Here is a 15,840-nt window from a genome sequence, read left to right on the forward strand (position 1 = left end):
TCAGGCGCTGGTACTAACCAGCGTACCCACTGCGGAGCCTTGCGCCACCGCACTACTGACAGCGACGGAAGACAAGCCGGGATTGCTACTCAGGATATCGGCAAAATTGGCAGAGCCCCCACTTCCGGCGGTCGGCGTAAAGATACCGCTGCCGTTGTAGACCCCGTCCGGCATGCCGGAAGATGAAGAAGCCAAGGTGCCAGAAGAATCGGACGAGTCAGAAGAGCTTGAAGAAGGTGAACTGGATTTGTTCAGGGATGCTAGAAAGGCCTTGCTGGCGGCGGCTGTTTCGTCGTTCGCGGCGGTCGACCGCGAACTCGCCGCACTGGCGCGTGCCAAGACGTGCAGAAGGCCCGACGCTGTGTAAGTGACTGCTCCCTTGGGCGCGCCAGGCAAACTCAATACCACGGCACCACCGCTGGCAAGCGCAGCGGCTGTGCTGATCACGCCCGGGCTTTGGCCCAGGTCAACGACCGGCGCATTCCCTCCGAATACATAGGGGATGGTGGCGGTGAACGAGCTGTTGACTGCAATTGCCATAAACGATTCTCGCGGGAAATTCGCTGTTGTTAATGTAGATTAGCAGCAATTAAGGCAAATATCGATGCCAGCATGGCAACATCACACCTGCTGTGGGTTCAACTTGTCCGATTTTGAATACAGTTTGTTCAACGCCGATAGATAGGCTTTCGCCGAAGCAACAACAATATCCAGATCGGATCCGACGCCATTAACGATGCGCCCTGACTTGGCCAGCCGCATGGTGACTTCGCCCTGCGATTGCGTGCCGGTAGTAATCGCGTTGACCGAAAACAGCAACAGCTCGGCACCGCTGGCAGCATTCGATTCGATCGCATTGACGATGGCGTCCACCGGACCGTTTCCTTGCCCTGAGCAACTGACCTCCTTGCCACCCGCAGTGAAAATGATCTTCGCGCTCGGCCGCTCCCCTGTTTCAGAATGCTGCGACAGCGAGACAAAGCCGTAATGCTCTCCTTCATGGCTATGCTGTTCATCGCTGACCAGCGCCATGATGTCTTCATCAAAAATCTCTGACTTGCGATCAGCCAGCTCCTTGAAGCGTGCAAAGGCAGCGTTGACCTCGCCTTCCGACTCCAGCGTGATGCCCAGCTCTTCGAGCCGTTGCTTGAATGCGTTACGTCCCGACAGCTTGCCCAGGACAATCTTGTTGGCGGTCCAGCCGACATCTTCGGCACGCATGATTTCATACGTATCGCGAGCCTTCAGCACGCCATCCTGATGGATACCGGAGGCATGAGCAAACGCATTGGCGCCGACCACCGCCTTGTTGGGCTGTACGGCGAAGCCCGTGATCTGCGACACCAGTTTGGAGGTCGGCACGATTTGCGAAGCGTCGATGCCAAGCGTCAGATTGAAATGATCGCGACGCGTCCTGACCGCCATGACGATTTCTTCGAGCGCGGTATTCCCGGCGCGCTCCCCCAGACCATTGATGGTGCACTCGACCTGACGTGCGCCACCGATCATGACGCCCGCCAGAGAGTTGGCCACCGCCATGCCAAGATCGTTGTGGCAATGCACAGACCAGATCGCTTTGTCAGAATTGGGAATCCGCTCGCGCAGGCTCTTGAGCATGTTGCCGTACAGCTCAGGCACGCCATAACCGACGGTATCGGCAAAGTTGATGGTGGTAGCGCCTTCGGTGATCACCGCTTCCAACACCCTGCAAAGAAAATCCATGTCGGAGCGGCTGCCATCTTCGGGGCTGAACTCGACGTCATCCGTGAACTGGCGCGCATAACGCACCGCCAGCCGGGCCTGCTCAAACACCTGATCAGGCGTCATGCGCAGCTTCTTTTCCATATGCAATGGCGAAGTGGCTATGAAGGTATGAATCCGTTTGCGCCGGGCCGGCGCCAGCGCCTCCGCGGCACGTGCGATATCGCGATCATTGGCGCGCGATAGAGAACAGATGACGGAATCCTTGATCAATCCAGCAATGGCTTTGATCGATTCAAAATCGCCGGGAGACGCGGCGGCGAAACCCGCTTCGATCACGTCAACCTTCATGCGCTCAAGCTGGCGAGCGATGCGGATCTTCTCTTCTTTCGTCATCGATGCGCCGGGAGATTGCTCGCCGTCACGCAAGGTGGTGTCGAAAATGATGAGTTTTTCTGCTGACATGGCAACTCCTCAGGCTAGTCTCGGCAATTCATTCTATCCCTCTCGCATAATGTTGCAATGGCAGTGCAACCACGCCAAGGTAGACAAATCAGCAGCAACAGACGTAAAAAAACCGCCCGGTGATATCTGGGCGGTTTTCGAAGGCTGTTGACCGATGGGCTTATTTTTCCTCGTGTTCCGTCTGGACGATACTGACTGGCTTGCCTTTGATCTTGCGCCAGGCATAGACGATGTAGCCGGAGATGCCATACAGCACAAACAAACCGAACAAGACCTTGGACGGATCGCTCGATATTGCCACCAGCACCACTACCACCAGCAATGCGGCAATGAACGGTACCGGCTTGCGGAAGTTGATGTCTTTGAAGCTGTAGAACGGCACATTGGTCACCATGGTGATACCCGCGTACAGCGTAATCACCCACGAGGCCCAACTCAGATCCGTACCCGCAAAACGCAGATCATCCATCAGCCAGACAAAGCCGGCCACCAATGCCGCTGCAGCAGGGCTCGGCAAGCCCTGGAAATAGCGTTTGTCGACCACAGCGATATTGGTATTGAAACGCGCCAGACGCAGAGCGCCGCCGACGCAATACACGAATGCCGCCAGCCAGCCCAACTTGCCCATGCCACGCAAGGACCATTCATAGACGACCAACGCCGGTGCGGCGCCAAAAGACACCATGTCCGACAGACTGTCATATTGCGCGCCGAACTCGCTTTGCGTGTTGGTCATGCGTGCCACACGACCATCGAGACTATCCAGCACCATCGCTACGAAGATCGCAATCGAGGCATGATCGAACTTCAGATTCATCGCCATGACGATGGCGTAGAAGCCGCAAAACAGCGCCGCCGTCGTAAAGGCATTCGGCAACAGATAGATGCCGCGTGAGCGCCGTGGTCGTACGATCGGCGCACCATCTACATCTTCCAGCTGTGCCGGATACATCGGCGTTTTATGGCTGCGCAAGGATTTGGGGAAAGGGATGGATCCCTTGTTTTTGCGTTTGCGGAAAGTTGCCATGTAAAGTCCGTCTCAATATGCGTAGGTGATCAGAATTCGGCCAGAATCGTTTCTGTCGCCGAGACTTTTTCACCAACGCTCACTTTCGGTGTGGCGGTCAACGGCAGGTAAACGTCGACGCGGGAACCGAAGCGAATGAAGCCGTAACGCTGACCACGCGCCAATACGTCACCAGCCTTGACGTAGCAAAGGATGCGGCGGGCAATCAGACCCGCCACTTGCACGCATGTCACACTCTGGCCGTTGGCCGCAGTGATCGCCAGCGCATTGCGCTCGTTTTCCAGCGAGGCTTTGTCCAAATCGGCATTGACAAATTTGCCGGGAAAATACTGCACGGTCTCGATCTTGCCATCCACTGGTGCGCGATTGGAGTGGACGTTGAATACGTTCATGAAGACACTGATTTTCAGCGCTTCGCGATTTGTGTAGGGATCATGCGCTTTAGCGACGACCACAATGCGGCCATCAGCGGGCGATAGGACAGCATTCGGATTTTGCGGAATCGTGCGTGGAGGATCACGGAAAAACTGCAAAACAAACAAGGCGATGATCCAGAAAGGAATCGACCAAGCTCCGCCGATCAGCGTAACGATAATGGCGACAACAACAGCGATACCGAGGAAGGGCCAGCCTTCGCGGGCAATAATAGGATGTGGATAATGGTTATTCAACGTTACTCCGATAGTCGCTGATAGATTTTCAAAATGGTAAAGCGTGCTTATTCTAGACGAGCGCCTAAGAAATGTAACGCGCCGCAAATCAAATCAACGGATATTTACCCGTTAATAGCGAATGACAGCCAGGGATTCCGGCCGGAGAAAACGGATGGACCTGGTGGCTTGTGAAGCCATTCTTGTTTTGATGAAAGTCTATTTTATCGCGATTAGTATGAATAACGCGAACAATGCCAATGGCCGGTAGGATGGGGAGGATTGATCAGCAAGCCACGACAAGTCTTTACACCAGAAAATCGGGCGACCTGCACTGCAAGACGCCCGATGACATACGATCAATTACTTGAAACGCACTTTGCCGACCAGATGCATGCCGATAGTGGTGTCGCCCGGCTCGAAACTCGGCTCCGCAACGGCTTCCGGCGCCGGTGCATCCGCAGCCATTGCACGCATCATCATCTTCGGTGCCGGCGCGTTCTGGACATAGTTACCAGAACCTTCGAAGTCCACTGTTTCCACCAGCGCATCACTGCTGCGGCGCCCCAAGGCGCCGGCAATCGATGCAATACGCTCGTTGAGATTCTTGAAGGTCATGCTGATCAGGTCCGCATCCAGCTTTCTTGTGGCAGCCGGACTTAAGCCAAATTGCAGATTATTAAGTCCCAGCAAGCCCTGCGCTGCAGCGACGGTACGTGGCAGCCCCTCCAGATTCGTAGTGGTGACGTCGAGGTATTGGCCCACACGCCAGCCTACAATGGGGCGCGGCTTATTGCTCGGACGAGGATCTTCGGCGTAGACCGCATAGGTGTAGTAACCACGAGTCCTCAGCTGCGCTTGCGGATCCTGCCGCTTAACGATGTCAATGCCCTGCTTCATCTTCTTGTTAACACGCGAGGCCGCCGCCGCTTTGTCCTTGTCCTGCTCTTCGACGTTGAGGGTGGCATGTGCTTCATCGTTAGGCACAACGAGTTCGCCTGAGGCGGGAATAACCACCATGGTGCCGGTGGATTGAGCAGATTGCGCATGTGCCGCCATCGTGGCAGTGGCTAGTACGGCGGCGAATAATAGTTGGCTTGAGCGCGACATGTATATCTCCAGAAATAAAACGGATTGATGAGTTTCGTAACGCTTTACAAATTACTGCGTGATGAAAAGCGGCAACGAAGACTGGCGTTTGGACGCCTTGCAACACGGTTAGTTCTTCGAAGGAACAATGCAATTGTGACAAGATGCAAGCAACGAGGCATCTTTGTTATTCCGGATGTGGAAAATAAAAAAAGGACGCCTGAGCGTCCTTTTTTCTTCGACTGACATATCGATCTATCGATTCGTTCTTCGATTGATCCACAAGCTTGCTGGTCTTGATCCAAGGCAGGCTGGACGGGAATTCGCAAAGCACTGCTTTGCGCCGTCCAGCCCAGGGCGCGTATGCTTGCGCGTCCTGCGATGATGCCTGTGATCGCGGTCCGGAGTCGAATTAGTTCTTCGATTGATCAACCAGCTTGTTGGCTTTGATCCACGGTAGGCTGGACGGGAATTCGCAAAGCACTGCTTTGCGCCGTCCAGCCCAGGGCGCGTATGCTTGCGCGTCCTGCGATGATGCCTGTGATCGCGGTCCGGAGTCGAATTAGTTCTTCGATTGATCAACCAGCTTGTTGGCTTTGATCCACGGCATCATCGCACGCAGCTTTTCACCAACGATTTCGATCTGGTGTTCAGCGTTGATGCGACGGCGCGACAGCAATGTAGGTGCGCCTGCCTTGTTTTCCAGAATGAAGCTCTTGGCGTATTCGCCGGTCTGGATGTCGGTCAGCACTTGCTTCATGACCTTCTTGCTCTCTTCGTTGATGATGCGTGGGCCGGTGACGTATTCGCCGTATTCCGCATTGTTGGAGATCGAGTAGTTCATGTTGGCGATGCCGCCTTCGTAGATCAAGTCGACGATCAGTTTCAGTTCGTGCAGGCATTCGAAGTACGCCATTTCTGGTGCATAACCGGCTTCCACCAGTGTTTCGAAACCAGCCTTGATCAGTTCGACAGTACCTCCGCACAGAACCGCTTGTTCGCCGAACAGGTCGGTTTCGGTTTCTTCGCGGAAGTTGGTTTCGATGATGCCGGCACGGCCGCCGCCGTTGGCGGTGGCGTACGACAAGGCGACGTCACGGGCTGTGCCGGACTTGTCCTGATACACAGCGATCAGATGCGGCACGCCGCCACCTTGAGTGTAAGTCGAACGCACAGTGTGGCCTGGAGCCTTCGGCGCGATCATGATGATGTCCAGATCAGCGCGCGGCACGACTTGACCGTAGTGGATGTTGAAGCCATGTGCGAAGGCGACTGTCGCGCCTTGCTTGGCGTGCGGGGCAACGTTTTCTGCATAGACCTGGCCGATGTTTTCGTCCGGCAGCAGGATCATGATGACGTCGGCGCCCTTGACCGCTTCGTTGACTTCGGCAACGTTCAGGCCGGCGTTCTTGGCCTTGTTCCACGATGCGCCGTCTTTGCGCAGCGCAACGGTGACTTTACAGCCGGAGTCATTCAGATTTTGTGCGTGCGCGTGGCCTTGCGAACCGTAACCGATGATGGTCACGTTCTTGTTCTTGATCAGGGACAGGTCTGCGTCTTTGTCGTAAAAAACTTTCATGATTTTTCCTATTAACTAATTTTTAAAATACTAAATACTGAATTAAATACAGAGAGCTACGTAACGATGGTCGTGGATCAGACTTTGAGGATCCGTTCGCCGCGGCCGATACCGGAGCCGCCGGTACGAACAGTCTCAAGAATGGCCGCACGGTCGATCGAGTCGATAAATGCGTCCAACTTGCCCTTGTTACCTGTCAATTCGATGGTGTAGGTCTTTTCGGTGACATCAATGATGCGACCGCGGAAGATGTCCGCAGTACGCTTCATTTCTTCACGCTCTTTGCCTACGGCACGTACCTTGATCAACATCAGTTCGCGCTCGATATGCGCGCCTTCTGTCAGATCCACGACCTTTACCACCTCGATCAGGCGATTCAGGTGTTTGGTGATTTGTTCAATCACGTCGTCCGAGCCGCTGGTCACGATGGTCATCCGTGACAAGGTAGCGTCTTCGGTAGGTGCAACAGTCAGAGTCTCAATGTTATAGCCACGCGCGGAGAACAAACCCACAACACGGGACAGAGCGCCGGCTTCGTTTTCCAGCAATACAGAAACAATATGGCGCATGATTACAGATCCTCCGAACCCAAGAGCATTTCAGTCAAACCCTTACCTGCCTTGACCATAGGCCAGACGTTTTCGGTTTGATCCGTAATGAAGTTCATGAAGACCAGCTTGTCTTTCATGCCGAACGCCTCCTTAAGCGCACCGTCTACATCACCCGGTTTCTCGATCTTCATACCAACGTGGCCATACGATTCGGCTAACTTGGTGAAGTCAGGCAAGGAGTCCATGTATGACTCGGAGTAGCGCGAACCGTAATCGATTTGCTGCCACTGGCGAACCATACCGAGGAAACGGTTGTTCAGCAGAATGATCTTTGGCGTCAGGTGATACTGCTTACAAGTCGCCAGCTCCTGGATACACATCTGAATCGATGCTTCGCCAGTAATACAAGCGACGGTCGCGTCAGGATTGGCTTTTTGCACGCCCATTGCATACGGCAAGCCGACACCCATGGTGCCCAGACCGCCGGAATTGATCCAGCGGCGCGGTTTGTCGAAGCCATAATATTGCGCTGCCCACATCTGATGCTGGCCAACGTCGGACGTGATGAAAGCATCACCCTTGGTGATTTCCCACACGTTCTGGATCACCGCCTGCGGCTTGATAAACTCATCCGAGGTAGCAAACTTCAGGCAGTCGCGTTCGCGCCACTTGTTGATCTGCTTCCACCAGTTCGCCACAGCAGGCGCATTTGGCTTGGTTTCGGACGCGTCAAGCTGTGTCAGCAACTCTTGCAGCACGTCTTTGACGTTGCCGACGATAGGAATGTCGACCTTGACGCGCTTGGAAATCGACGACGGATCGATGTCGATGTGAATGATCTTGCGGGCATTCGATGCAAAGTGCTTCGGATTGCCGATCACGCGGTCGTCGAAGCGCGCCCCAATAGCGATCAGCACGTCGCTGTGCTGCATGGCCATATTGGCTTCATACGTACCGTGCATACCCGGCATGCCGACGAACTTGTCGCTGGTGGAGCGGTAAGCACCCAAGCCCATCAGCGTATTGGTGCAAGGGAACCCCAGGCGATCAACCAGCTTGTTAAGCTCGGGAGCAGCATTTGCCAGAATCACGCCGCCGCCGGTATAGATCATCGGACGTTCAGCCGTCAGCAACAGCTGCAACGCTTTGCGGATCTGACCCGAGTGGCCCTTGTCCACCGGCTTGTACGATCGCATCTCGACGGTTTTCGGATACTCGTAAGCACAAGTATGCATCGAGATATCTTTGGGAATATCGACCAGCACCGGACCTGGACGGCCGGTTGTGGCGATATAGAATGCTTTTTTCATTGTCGCGGCAAGGTCTTTCACATCCTTCACGAGGAAGTTGTGTTTGACACAAGGACGCGTGATGCCGACGGTGTCACATTCCTGGAAGGCATCCTGACCGATAGCGGTCGAAGGCACCTGGCCGGAAATCACGATCATCGGGATCGAATCCATGTACGCAGTCGCCAGACCGGTCACCGCATTGGTGACGCCGGGACCGGAGGTCACGATACAGACGCCGACTTTTTCGGAGCTGCGCGAATAAGCATCCGCTGCATGCACCGCAGCCTGCTCGTGGCGTACCAGAATATGTTGGAATTTATCTTGCTTGAAGATAGCGTCGTAAATATAAAGCACGGCGCCACCGGGATAGCCGAAGACGTGCTCAACGCCCTCTTCAGCCAGGCAACGGACGAGTATCTCCGCGCCGGTGAGGTTTTCTGCACTCATTACTACTTCCTTTCAAGGTCCATTGGAGATTGATCGGATGTTCTCCCCTGACGAAATCGTACTGATCGACCTGCGTCCTCCGGCATCCCTTCTTTGTGCGGTCACGTCATTTCTGCGCCCCAACCGTAGTGAGGTTCAAAATGCCGCTTAGCGCGACTCGTTCAGCCTTGGTGCAAGTACACCGTTACGAATTTCTCGCGCTTGTGGCGCGGGTTAGAACAAACAGCTTTTTAAATAAAGCGCGTCTTTGACAATCGCTACATTATGCGTAGCCACGGTAAAGACCATAGAACTTCATGTTGATGAAGCGGACTGACACGTTAATGCGTCGCATCATTTTGGTCAAGTGAATTTCTTTGAATACACCGTCAAACCGCCCGAAAATTGTGCGTTTCCGATAAACACCACCACAAACAAGGGCTTTTTTGCTAGCATGCGCTCTTGTTACAAATCCGTACATTCCACCAACATGTCGGAAATGCATTCGATTCATCTATTCCCGGCTGTATATCTACAAGCCGCATTGCATGGCAACTGACAAAGAACTCTCCGATTTTCTCGAAAATGTCGAACGCCGCGCCTTCAAACAGGCCGTCTATGCCGTACGCAAAGATGAAGCCGCGCTCGACATCGTTCAGGATGCAATGATCAAACTGGCCGAGAAGTACGGCGACAAACCTGCCAATGAACTTCCGCTGCTATTTCAGCGCATCCTGCAAAACACGATTCATGATTTTTTCCGACGAGAAAAAGTCCGGACCACCTGGGTCAGTCTCTTTTCCAGCATCGGCCGCGATACGGAGAATCAGGAAGACTTTGACTTGCTGGAAAGTTATGAAGCGGAAGAAGGCACGGAAGCGGCAGAGTCCAGCGCAGACAAAGTTGAACGCGAGCAAACACTTGCTTTAATTGACGCCGAAGTACAAAAACTCCCGACTCGTCAACGCGAAGCTTTCCTCATGCGTTACTGGCAAGACATGGATGTCGCAGAAACAGCTGCCGCAATGGGATGCTCCGAAGGCAGCGTCAAAACCCACTGTTCTCGCGCCACACACGCTCTGGCTCAAGCACTCAGGGCTAAAGGAATCACTTTATGAACAACAAAGAACTACAATTTGCCTATCGGGTAAAGCGAGCTCTGGATGCAAATCTGGAGCACTTGCCCGAGTCCACCACGCAAAGCCTGGCTGAAGCGCGCCGTGTCGCGATTGCCCGCAAGAAAAAAGCAGTTCCGGTACGCGCCGTCGTGCCGCAATTTGCCTTGGCAGGCGCAATGGGCGGCAGCTTCCGCGAGCCGCAATCATTCGCCTGGCTTGGCCGCCTGGGTGTCGCCATTCCTTTGCTGGCCGGCGTCATGCTGTTTGCCGGCTTGTATGAGCACGAACATCAGCAACGTATCAGCGAATTGGCGGAAATCGATGCAGGTGTCTTGTCAGACGAGTTGCCGCTGTCGGCTTACCTTGATCATGGCTTCAATGCCTATCTGGCGCAGCAAGGCGAATAATTGATGGTGCGTATCCGGACTTCAATGAGCAACGCAACACGCAAGATTCTGAACCTTCCTGTTGCGATTGTCGCCCTGCTTGCCTGTCTCGCTGGCGCTACCGCTCTGGCACAAGCCCCCGCCCCGGTGCTGACACCCGCACCTGCAGCAACAACCAAATTACCCACTCCACAACCTACCCCGTCGAAGGTGGCAAGAAAACCCGACTCCAAACCAACTTGGGCGGAACTCAATCCGGCGCAGCAGCATGCACTCGCCCCGTTGGCAGGCGAATGGAACAAAATGCCTTTAAACAGCAAGGAAAAGTGGCTGGTCATTGGTAATAAATTCGCCTCCATGAATCCGGCTGAACAAGAGCGCCTGCAAGAGCGCATGCGCGACTGGGTTAAACTGACCCCCGTACAACGCCGCTCGGTTCGCGAAAGCTATACCCGTGCCAAGAAGCTGGATGCCGAAAAAAAATCGGCTCAGTGGAAGGAATACCAGCAATTGTCGGAAGAACAGAAGAAAAAATTATCTCAAGCCAAGCTGCCAAAGCATGTTGCTGCATTGCCCGCAACGCAAAGCAAGGCCGCACCAACTATCCAGCTGCCACAGGAAGCGCTCGAACAAACTCTGGCGCCACAGCCTGCTGCAGTCACCACTCCCGCAATTGCACCACCGGCGGCCGTCGAAACAAAGTAAGCGAAGCTGGCCTGAACGAAGTATTCCGGGCCGAAATGTAAAATGCCATGTCCGCGAGAGAACGCCGACATGGCATTTTTTCATGGCGAACACAAATGACGCCGCGTATGATGCCCACTTTATGCTCCATGCCGCCTGGCACGCCCGCGATTCAGCAGCACGCCAGATTCATCATCAAGAGAAGAGACAGACTTGAGCGCCACCTTGCACAGCACCTCGAATCAGACGCCGCAGACATTGCCCACGCCCTCACTCCGACGCCGCTTGTGCAGCATGGTGTATGAATCCATGTTGCTGTTCGGCGTGCTGTTCATTTCAGCCTGGCTGTTCTCGACCCTGCTTCAGCAACGCCACGCCTTGTATCTGCGTCATGCACTGGAGAGCTGGCTCTTCATCGTTCTGGGGCTCTATTTCGTCTGGTTCTGGACGCACGGCGGCCAAACGCTGGCAATGAAAACCTGGCGTATTCGCGTAATCGGCAATGACGGCCTTCCCGTCAGCACACTGCGCGCACTTGCGCGCTTCCTGCTGAGCTGGCTGTGGTTCATTCCAGGTCTTGCGCTGGCCTGGGCTTTGGGTGCGCAAAATTGGATGCTGATTGGAGTCCCCGTCGCCAATATCATCGTTTGGGCCGGCTTGATCTATCTCGATCCGCAACGCCAATTCGTGCATGACAGAATCGCCGGTACACGCATCGTCGATCTGAATCCCCGTAAAAAGAAACAATAAAAACACGCTGAAACAAAACGGTCATGCAATCCTGTTACGCTAGCCGTTTTGTCCATCCTCACGAGGCCGCTGCTGCATGATCGCCCGCATCGCCAGAACCTTGCTGCTCACGCAATTTGGCGTAGCCATTTTGTTCTACATTCTGCTCGTCAAGCTGCACGTCACCAACGTCCCTCTTGCGATCGTTCTCAGCCTTGCGCTGGTTGCATTGTTTCGCGCCTCCATTACGGCCAATAGCTTCTTCCTGACATGGCCTTATCGTGCCAAGTCTGCCCATACCCCCGAGCTGACTTGGCCGGGTATTTTCAGATTATTCGCGGGTGAGTATTGCGCCACCATGGTGTGCTCGTCCTGGGGCATGCCTTTTCAACGTTTCGATAAACGCATCTTTACTGATACGACCTCCCTGCCGGTTTTGCTGATTCACGGCTATGGCTGCAATAGCGGCTACTGGCACTGGATGAGCAAGGCGCTCTGCGAAGCCCACATCACTCATTATGCCGTCGACATGGAGCCGGTATTCGGCAGCATCGACGGCTACGCACCCATTGTGCATGAAGCCGTGCAGCGGCTAGTCACCGAAAGCGGGCAGAACAAAATCGTCATCGTAGCCCACAGCATGGGAGGCCTGGCGGCGCGTGCGTATCTTCGAGATCATGGCCACACCAACATTGCCAAGGTCATTACGCTAGGCACGCCACATCATGGCACCACCATCGCAAACTTCGGCATCGGTATCAATTGTGGCGAAATGAACTGGCTGGGACGCGCCGAGGAAGGTACCAGCAGCGAATGGCTGCACAAATTGGCCGCTACGGAAAATCCTGAAACGCGCGCTGTTATTCTGTCGATCTATTCCCATCACGACAACATCGTATCGCCGCAAATATCCTCCCATTTGCCGGGAGCGGAAAACATCGCCATCAGCGGCATCGGCCACGTCGCCCTGGCATTGGATGCCACTATCCAAGCACTCGTCATCGAAGAAATCCACAAGGCCGACAAATAAAAAAACCCGCATCGGAAAATGCGGGTTTCTTGAACTACAGCCGTAAGCCATACAGGTGTAAAGAATGTACTGACGCCTCTATCTGCCTACTTACTTCTTGGCGTCTTTGGCTGCATCCTGAATCTGTTGACCAGTGGCTTCAATCTTTTCTCCGGCCTTTTGTGTCAGATCCTTCGCCTCTTCCTTGGCATTGCTCATTGCCTGATCCAGCTTTTGACCGGCTTCAGTTGCCTTGTCTTGTGCCTTGTCTGCAGCTACGGCAGCCTGATCACCAGCGTTCTTTACTGCACTGTCGATCTGCTTACCCATTGACTCTGCAGGTCCTGGTGTTTCTTCTTTTTTCTGGCAAGCGGAAACTGCCAGCACCACCGCGCCGATTGCCAACGCAGCGCCCATTAATTTAGTGAATTTCATATTTACCCTTTCAAAATCAGAATCGTCCGGAAGACGCGTGAAAAACATCCTGCGGCACGATAGCACGTTGCCGGTTCTTGTCTACCTCAGACACAACAAAACAGTAAAAATATCCAACCGAAATAGGCGAAATTCGAAGACCTTGCCGTTACTCCATCAAGGCCAGCTCTTCATCCGTAAAACCTGCCGCTCGACGTGCCGTCATATTGAACGGGCCGCGCATCACCGGCGCTTTGAACTCAACGGACAAGTTTGCAAACGTTGCTATCGGATCAAGATCGCGTTGCTTGCACAGCCATCCATACCAACGGTTGCCGATGGCCACATGACCGATTTCATCGCGCATGATGATGTCGAGAATTTCCGCCGCAGCCCGATCGCCTGCCTGCGCCAGTTTGTTGCGCACCGGCGGCGCAGCATCCAGACCTCGCGCCTCCATCGTGCGCGGCACCAATGCAATGCGGGCGAGAATGTCGGATCGGGTTTTCTCGGCCATGTCCCACAAGCTGTTATGCGCAGGAAAATCGCCGTAAGAATAACCAAGCACCTTCAAGTGCGCCGCCAGCAACGAAAAATGGTAAGCCTCTTCGCTTGCCACCTGCAACCAGTCGACATAAAACGCTTCGGGCATATCCGGAAAGCGCCAGATCACATCCAGCGCCAGATTGATTGCATTGAACTCAATATGCGCCAGCGCATGGATCATGGCTGCACGCCCTTCTTCCGTGCGCATGGAACGATGCTTCACCTGCAGCGGAGACACCAGTTCGGGCCGTATGGGTCTGCCGGGGATAGCGGCATCCGTCGACAAGGCCGCACCACAGTGCAGCGCGAGACGACCTTCATGCCACTCACTCGCCAGCGCGTGGACACCGGCGACCTTCATGGCGCTCTCGGTCTGGATCAGGCAAGCCAGGGCTCCTGCGCGTAATTCCGTCGGGTTAAAAGAATTACCGCAATGCAAATCGGCATTCAAAGCAGGAGTCAAAGGTGAATTCATACAAGCAGCGGTAAAATGACGGGTTGATGCAACACAGTCCGTCCCAATATGGGTGTCTGTGTTCTCGATTAACCGAGGAGACAATTTTATTATGGCAATTTACAAGTTGGAACAAGACACGCCGGAAATCGCAGAAACCGCTTACGTCGCCGAGTCGGCCGTCGTGGTCGGCAAGGTCAAGCTCGAAGAGCATGCCAGCGTCTGGTTCAACGTCAGCATTCGCGGTGACAATGAATTAATCACCATCGGTGAAAACAGTAACGTTCAGGAGGGTGCAGTATTGCACACTGACGTCGGTTACCCGATGCACATCGGCAAGAACGTGACAGTCGGTCATCAGGCCATGCTGCATGGCTGCACGATCGGCGAAGGCGCCTTGATCGGTATTCAGGCAATCGTGCTCAATGGCGCCAAGATCGGCAAAAACAGCCTGGTCGGCGCCGGCGCGCTGGTCACCGAAGGCAAGGAGTTTCCTGAAAACTCGCTGATCATCGGTTCGCCCGCCAAGGCTGTACGCACGCTGACACCGGAAGATATCGCACGCATGCGTGCCGGTACCGACAGCTACGTTGAACGCGCGCAGTTGTTTAAAACCAGTCTCAAACGCATCGCCTGACGCGTCGTTAAAACAAGGCAAGACAACACGATGCGGCGTAAGCCGCCTCTCGTGAGCATCACTGAGCAATAGAAAGAAATAATGAAAGATACGCTGCAAAAATTCATGGTTGAAGATGCACCGGTTCGCGGAGAACTGGTGGAGATTTCTGCAACCTGGCAACAGATACTTGCACGCCGCGATTATCCGGTCGCCGTCAAAGCGCTGCTCGGCGAAATGCTGTCGGCAGCGGCGTTGCTGTCGGCCAATCTCAAGTTCAACGGCATGATCGTCATGCAAATTCATGGCGACGGCCCGGTCAAGTTGCTGGTGGTCGAATGCGACTCAGATCTGCGTCTGCGCGCCACGGCAAAACTTGTCGAAGGCCAGGAGGTGGCCGATGACGCCACGCTGGAACAGCTCGTCAATGCCAATGGCGAAGGCCGCTTTGTGATCACGCTCGACCCGAAAGACAAGATGCCGGGCCAACAAGCCTACCAGGGCATCGTGCCACTGGACGGCGACAACGTCGCTACCGTGATCGAAAATTACATGCTGCGCTCTGAGCAGCTTGACACCAAGCTGTGGCTGGCAGCGGACGACAACGTCGCGCGCGGCGTGTTGTTGCAAAAACTGCCGACACAAGGCGGCAAGAATGCTCCCGCAGAAGAACTGGAAACCTGGAATCGCCTGTCGATGCTCGGTAATACCTTGCGCAAGGAAGAGTTGCTAAGCACTGATATTGAAACGCTGATGCGACGCTTGTTCTGGGAAGAAACCATCCGCGTTTTCGATCCTGCTCACCCTGAATTTTACTGCTCCTGCTCGCGCGAAAAAGTCGGCAAGATGCTCAAGATGCTGGGGCAGGAAGAAATTGAAGATGCACTGGCGAGCGAAGAAAAGCTCGGCATCAGTTGCGAATTCTGCGGCCAGCACTACGAGTTTGACGCGATCGACTGCGCCCATCTTTTTCTGCCGGAAACACCTGCCGATGCCGTGCCGCAAACGGATACCCGTCACTGATATAGCGATGCTGCCGTCCTGACGAAAGTCAGAACCCGGCAGCTTCCGTTGCGCACGATTCAGATTCAGTTGCTGTCAAAT

At 54.5% G+C, this 15,840-nt stretch carries 17 protein-coding genes; 7 read left to right on the top strand and 10 right to left on the bottom strand.

The features are described 5' to 3' along the window. From hmeg3_RS13925 to hmeg3_RS13960, 8 genes are all read right to left on the bottom strand, one after another. Nucleotides 1–540, bottom strand: coding sequence for a hypothetical protein (locus hmeg3_RS13925; RefSeq protein WP_094564251.1), 540 nt, complete (start codon nt 538–540; stop codon nt 1–3). 81 nt (nt 541–621) lie between these two features. Continuing rightward, nucleotides 622–2,166, bottom strand: coding sequence for a 2-isopropylmalate synthase (locus hmeg3_RS13930; protein WP_094564252.1), 1,545 nt, complete (start codon nt 2,164–2,166; stop codon nt 622–624). A gap of 160 nt (nt 2,167–2,326) precedes the next feature. Continuing rightward, nucleotides 2,327–3,193, bottom strand: coding sequence for a CDP-diacylglycerol--serine O-phosphatidyltransferase (gene pssA, locus hmeg3_RS13935; protein WP_094564253.1), 867 nt, complete (start codon nt 3,191–3,193; stop codon nt 2,327–2,329). Between the two features lie 29 nt (nt 3,194–3,222). Continuing rightward, entirely contained in the window at nt 3,223–3,864 is a 642-nt protein-coding gene (locus hmeg3_RS13940; RefSeq protein ID WP_050477785.1) for a phosphatidylserine decarboxylase, read from the bottom strand. A gap of 342 nt (nt 3,865–4,206) precedes the next feature. Then, complete coding sequence (locus hmeg3_RS13945; protein ID WP_094564254.1) at nt 4,207–4,953, bottom strand: SIMPL domain-containing protein; 747 nt, start codon at nt 4,951–4,953, stop codon at nt 4,207–4,209. Nucleotides 4,954–5,494: 541 nt separating this feature from the next. Beyond that, entirely contained in the window at nt 5,495–6,511 is a 1,017-nt protein-coding gene (ilvC, locus tag hmeg3_RS13950) for a ketol-acid reductoisomerase (protein WP_094564255.1), read from the bottom strand. Between the two features lie 77 nt (nt 6,512–6,588). Further along, nucleotides 6,589–7,080, bottom strand: coding sequence for an acetolactate synthase small subunit (ilvN, locus tag hmeg3_RS13955; protein WP_007882202.1), 492 nt, complete (start codon nt 7,078–7,080; stop codon nt 6,589–6,591). A gap of 2 nt (nt 7,081–7,082) precedes the next feature. Further along, entirely contained in the window at nt 7,083–8,801 is a 1,719-nt protein-coding gene (locus tag hmeg3_RS13960; protein ID WP_094564256.1) for an acetolactate synthase 3 catalytic subunit, read from the bottom strand. Between the two features lie 527 nt (nt 8,802–9,328). Between hmeg3_RS13960 and hmeg3_RS13965 the strand changes: the two genes are divergently transcribed. The 5 genes from hmeg3_RS13965 (at nt 9,329) to hmeg3_RS13985 (ending at nt 12,727) form a co-directional block, all read left to right on the top strand. Beyond that, nucleotides 9,329–9,898, top strand: a complete 570-nt coding sequence (locus tag hmeg3_RS13965; RefSeq protein WP_094564257.1) for an RNA polymerase sigma factor — start codon at nt 9,329–9,331, stop codon at nt 9,896–9,898. Then, nucleotides 9,895–10,305, top strand: a complete 411-nt coding sequence (locus hmeg3_RS13970) for a DUF3619 family protein (RefSeq protein WP_094564258.1) — start codon at nt 9,895–9,897, stop codon at nt 10,303–10,305. The genes hmeg3_RS13965 and hmeg3_RS13970 overlap by 4 nt, the downstream gene beginning before the upstream one ends. A gap of 24 nt (nt 10,306–10,329) precedes the next feature. After that, complete coding sequence (locus hmeg3_RS13975; RefSeq protein ID WP_094564259.1) at nt 10,330–10,989, top strand: DUF3106 domain-containing protein; 660 nt, start codon at nt 10,330–10,332, stop codon at nt 10,987–10,989. A 273-nt stretch (nt 10,990–11,262) separates the two neighbouring features. Further along, on the top strand, nt 11,263–11,718 hold the full coding sequence (locus hmeg3_RS13980) for an RDD family protein (RefSeq protein ID WP_232512008.1): 456 nt from the start codon (nt 11,263–11,265) through the stop codon (nt 11,716–11,718). A 76-nt stretch (nt 11,719–11,794) separates the two neighbouring features. After that, the gene (locus hmeg3_RS13985; protein ID WP_094564260.1) at nt 11,795–12,727 is read left to right on the top strand and encodes a triacylglycerol lipase; all 933 of its coding nucleotides are present in this window, start codon (nt 11,795–11,797) and stop codon (nt 12,725–12,727) included. 90 nt (nt 12,728–12,817) lie between these two features. Here hmeg3_RS13985 and hmeg3_RS13990 read toward each other — a convergent pair whose 3' ends face one another. Continuing rightward, nucleotides 12,818–13,189, bottom strand: coding sequence for a hypothetical protein (locus tag hmeg3_RS13990; RefSeq protein ID WP_232511643.1), 372 nt, complete (start codon nt 13,187–13,189; stop codon nt 12,818–12,820). Nucleotides 13,190–13,289: 100 nt separating this feature from the next. Further along, a complete protein-coding gene (locus tag hmeg3_RS13995) occupies nt 13,290–14,141 on the bottom strand; it encodes a ferritin-like domain-containing protein (RefSeq protein ID WP_094564262.1) in 852 nt (283 codons plus the stop codon). Nucleotides 14,142–14,232: 91 nt separating this feature from the next. Between hmeg3_RS13995 and hmeg3_RS14000 the strand changes: the two genes are divergently transcribed. Both hmeg3_RS14000 and hslO read left to right on the top strand, forming a co-directional pair. Beyond that, nucleotides 14,233–14,757 carry a gamma carbonic anhydrase family protein gene (locus hmeg3_RS14000; protein WP_094564263.1) on the top strand — a complete coding sequence of 175 codons (525 nt, stop codon included), beginning with the start codon at nt 14,233–14,235 and terminating at the stop codon, nt 14,755–14,757. A gap of 81 nt (nt 14,758–14,838) precedes the next feature. After that, entirely contained in the window at nt 14,839–15,759 is a 921-nt protein-coding gene (hslO, locus tag hmeg3_RS14005) for an Hsp33 family molecular chaperone HslO (RefSeq protein ID WP_094564264.1), read from the top strand. Nucleotides 15,760–15,840 lie beyond the last annotated feature (81 nt).

It is taken from the genome of Herbaspirillum sp. meg3 (assembly GCF_002257565.1).
Lineage (GTDB): Bacteria > Pseudomonadota > Gammaproteobacteria > Burkholderiales > Burkholderiaceae_D > Herbaspirillum.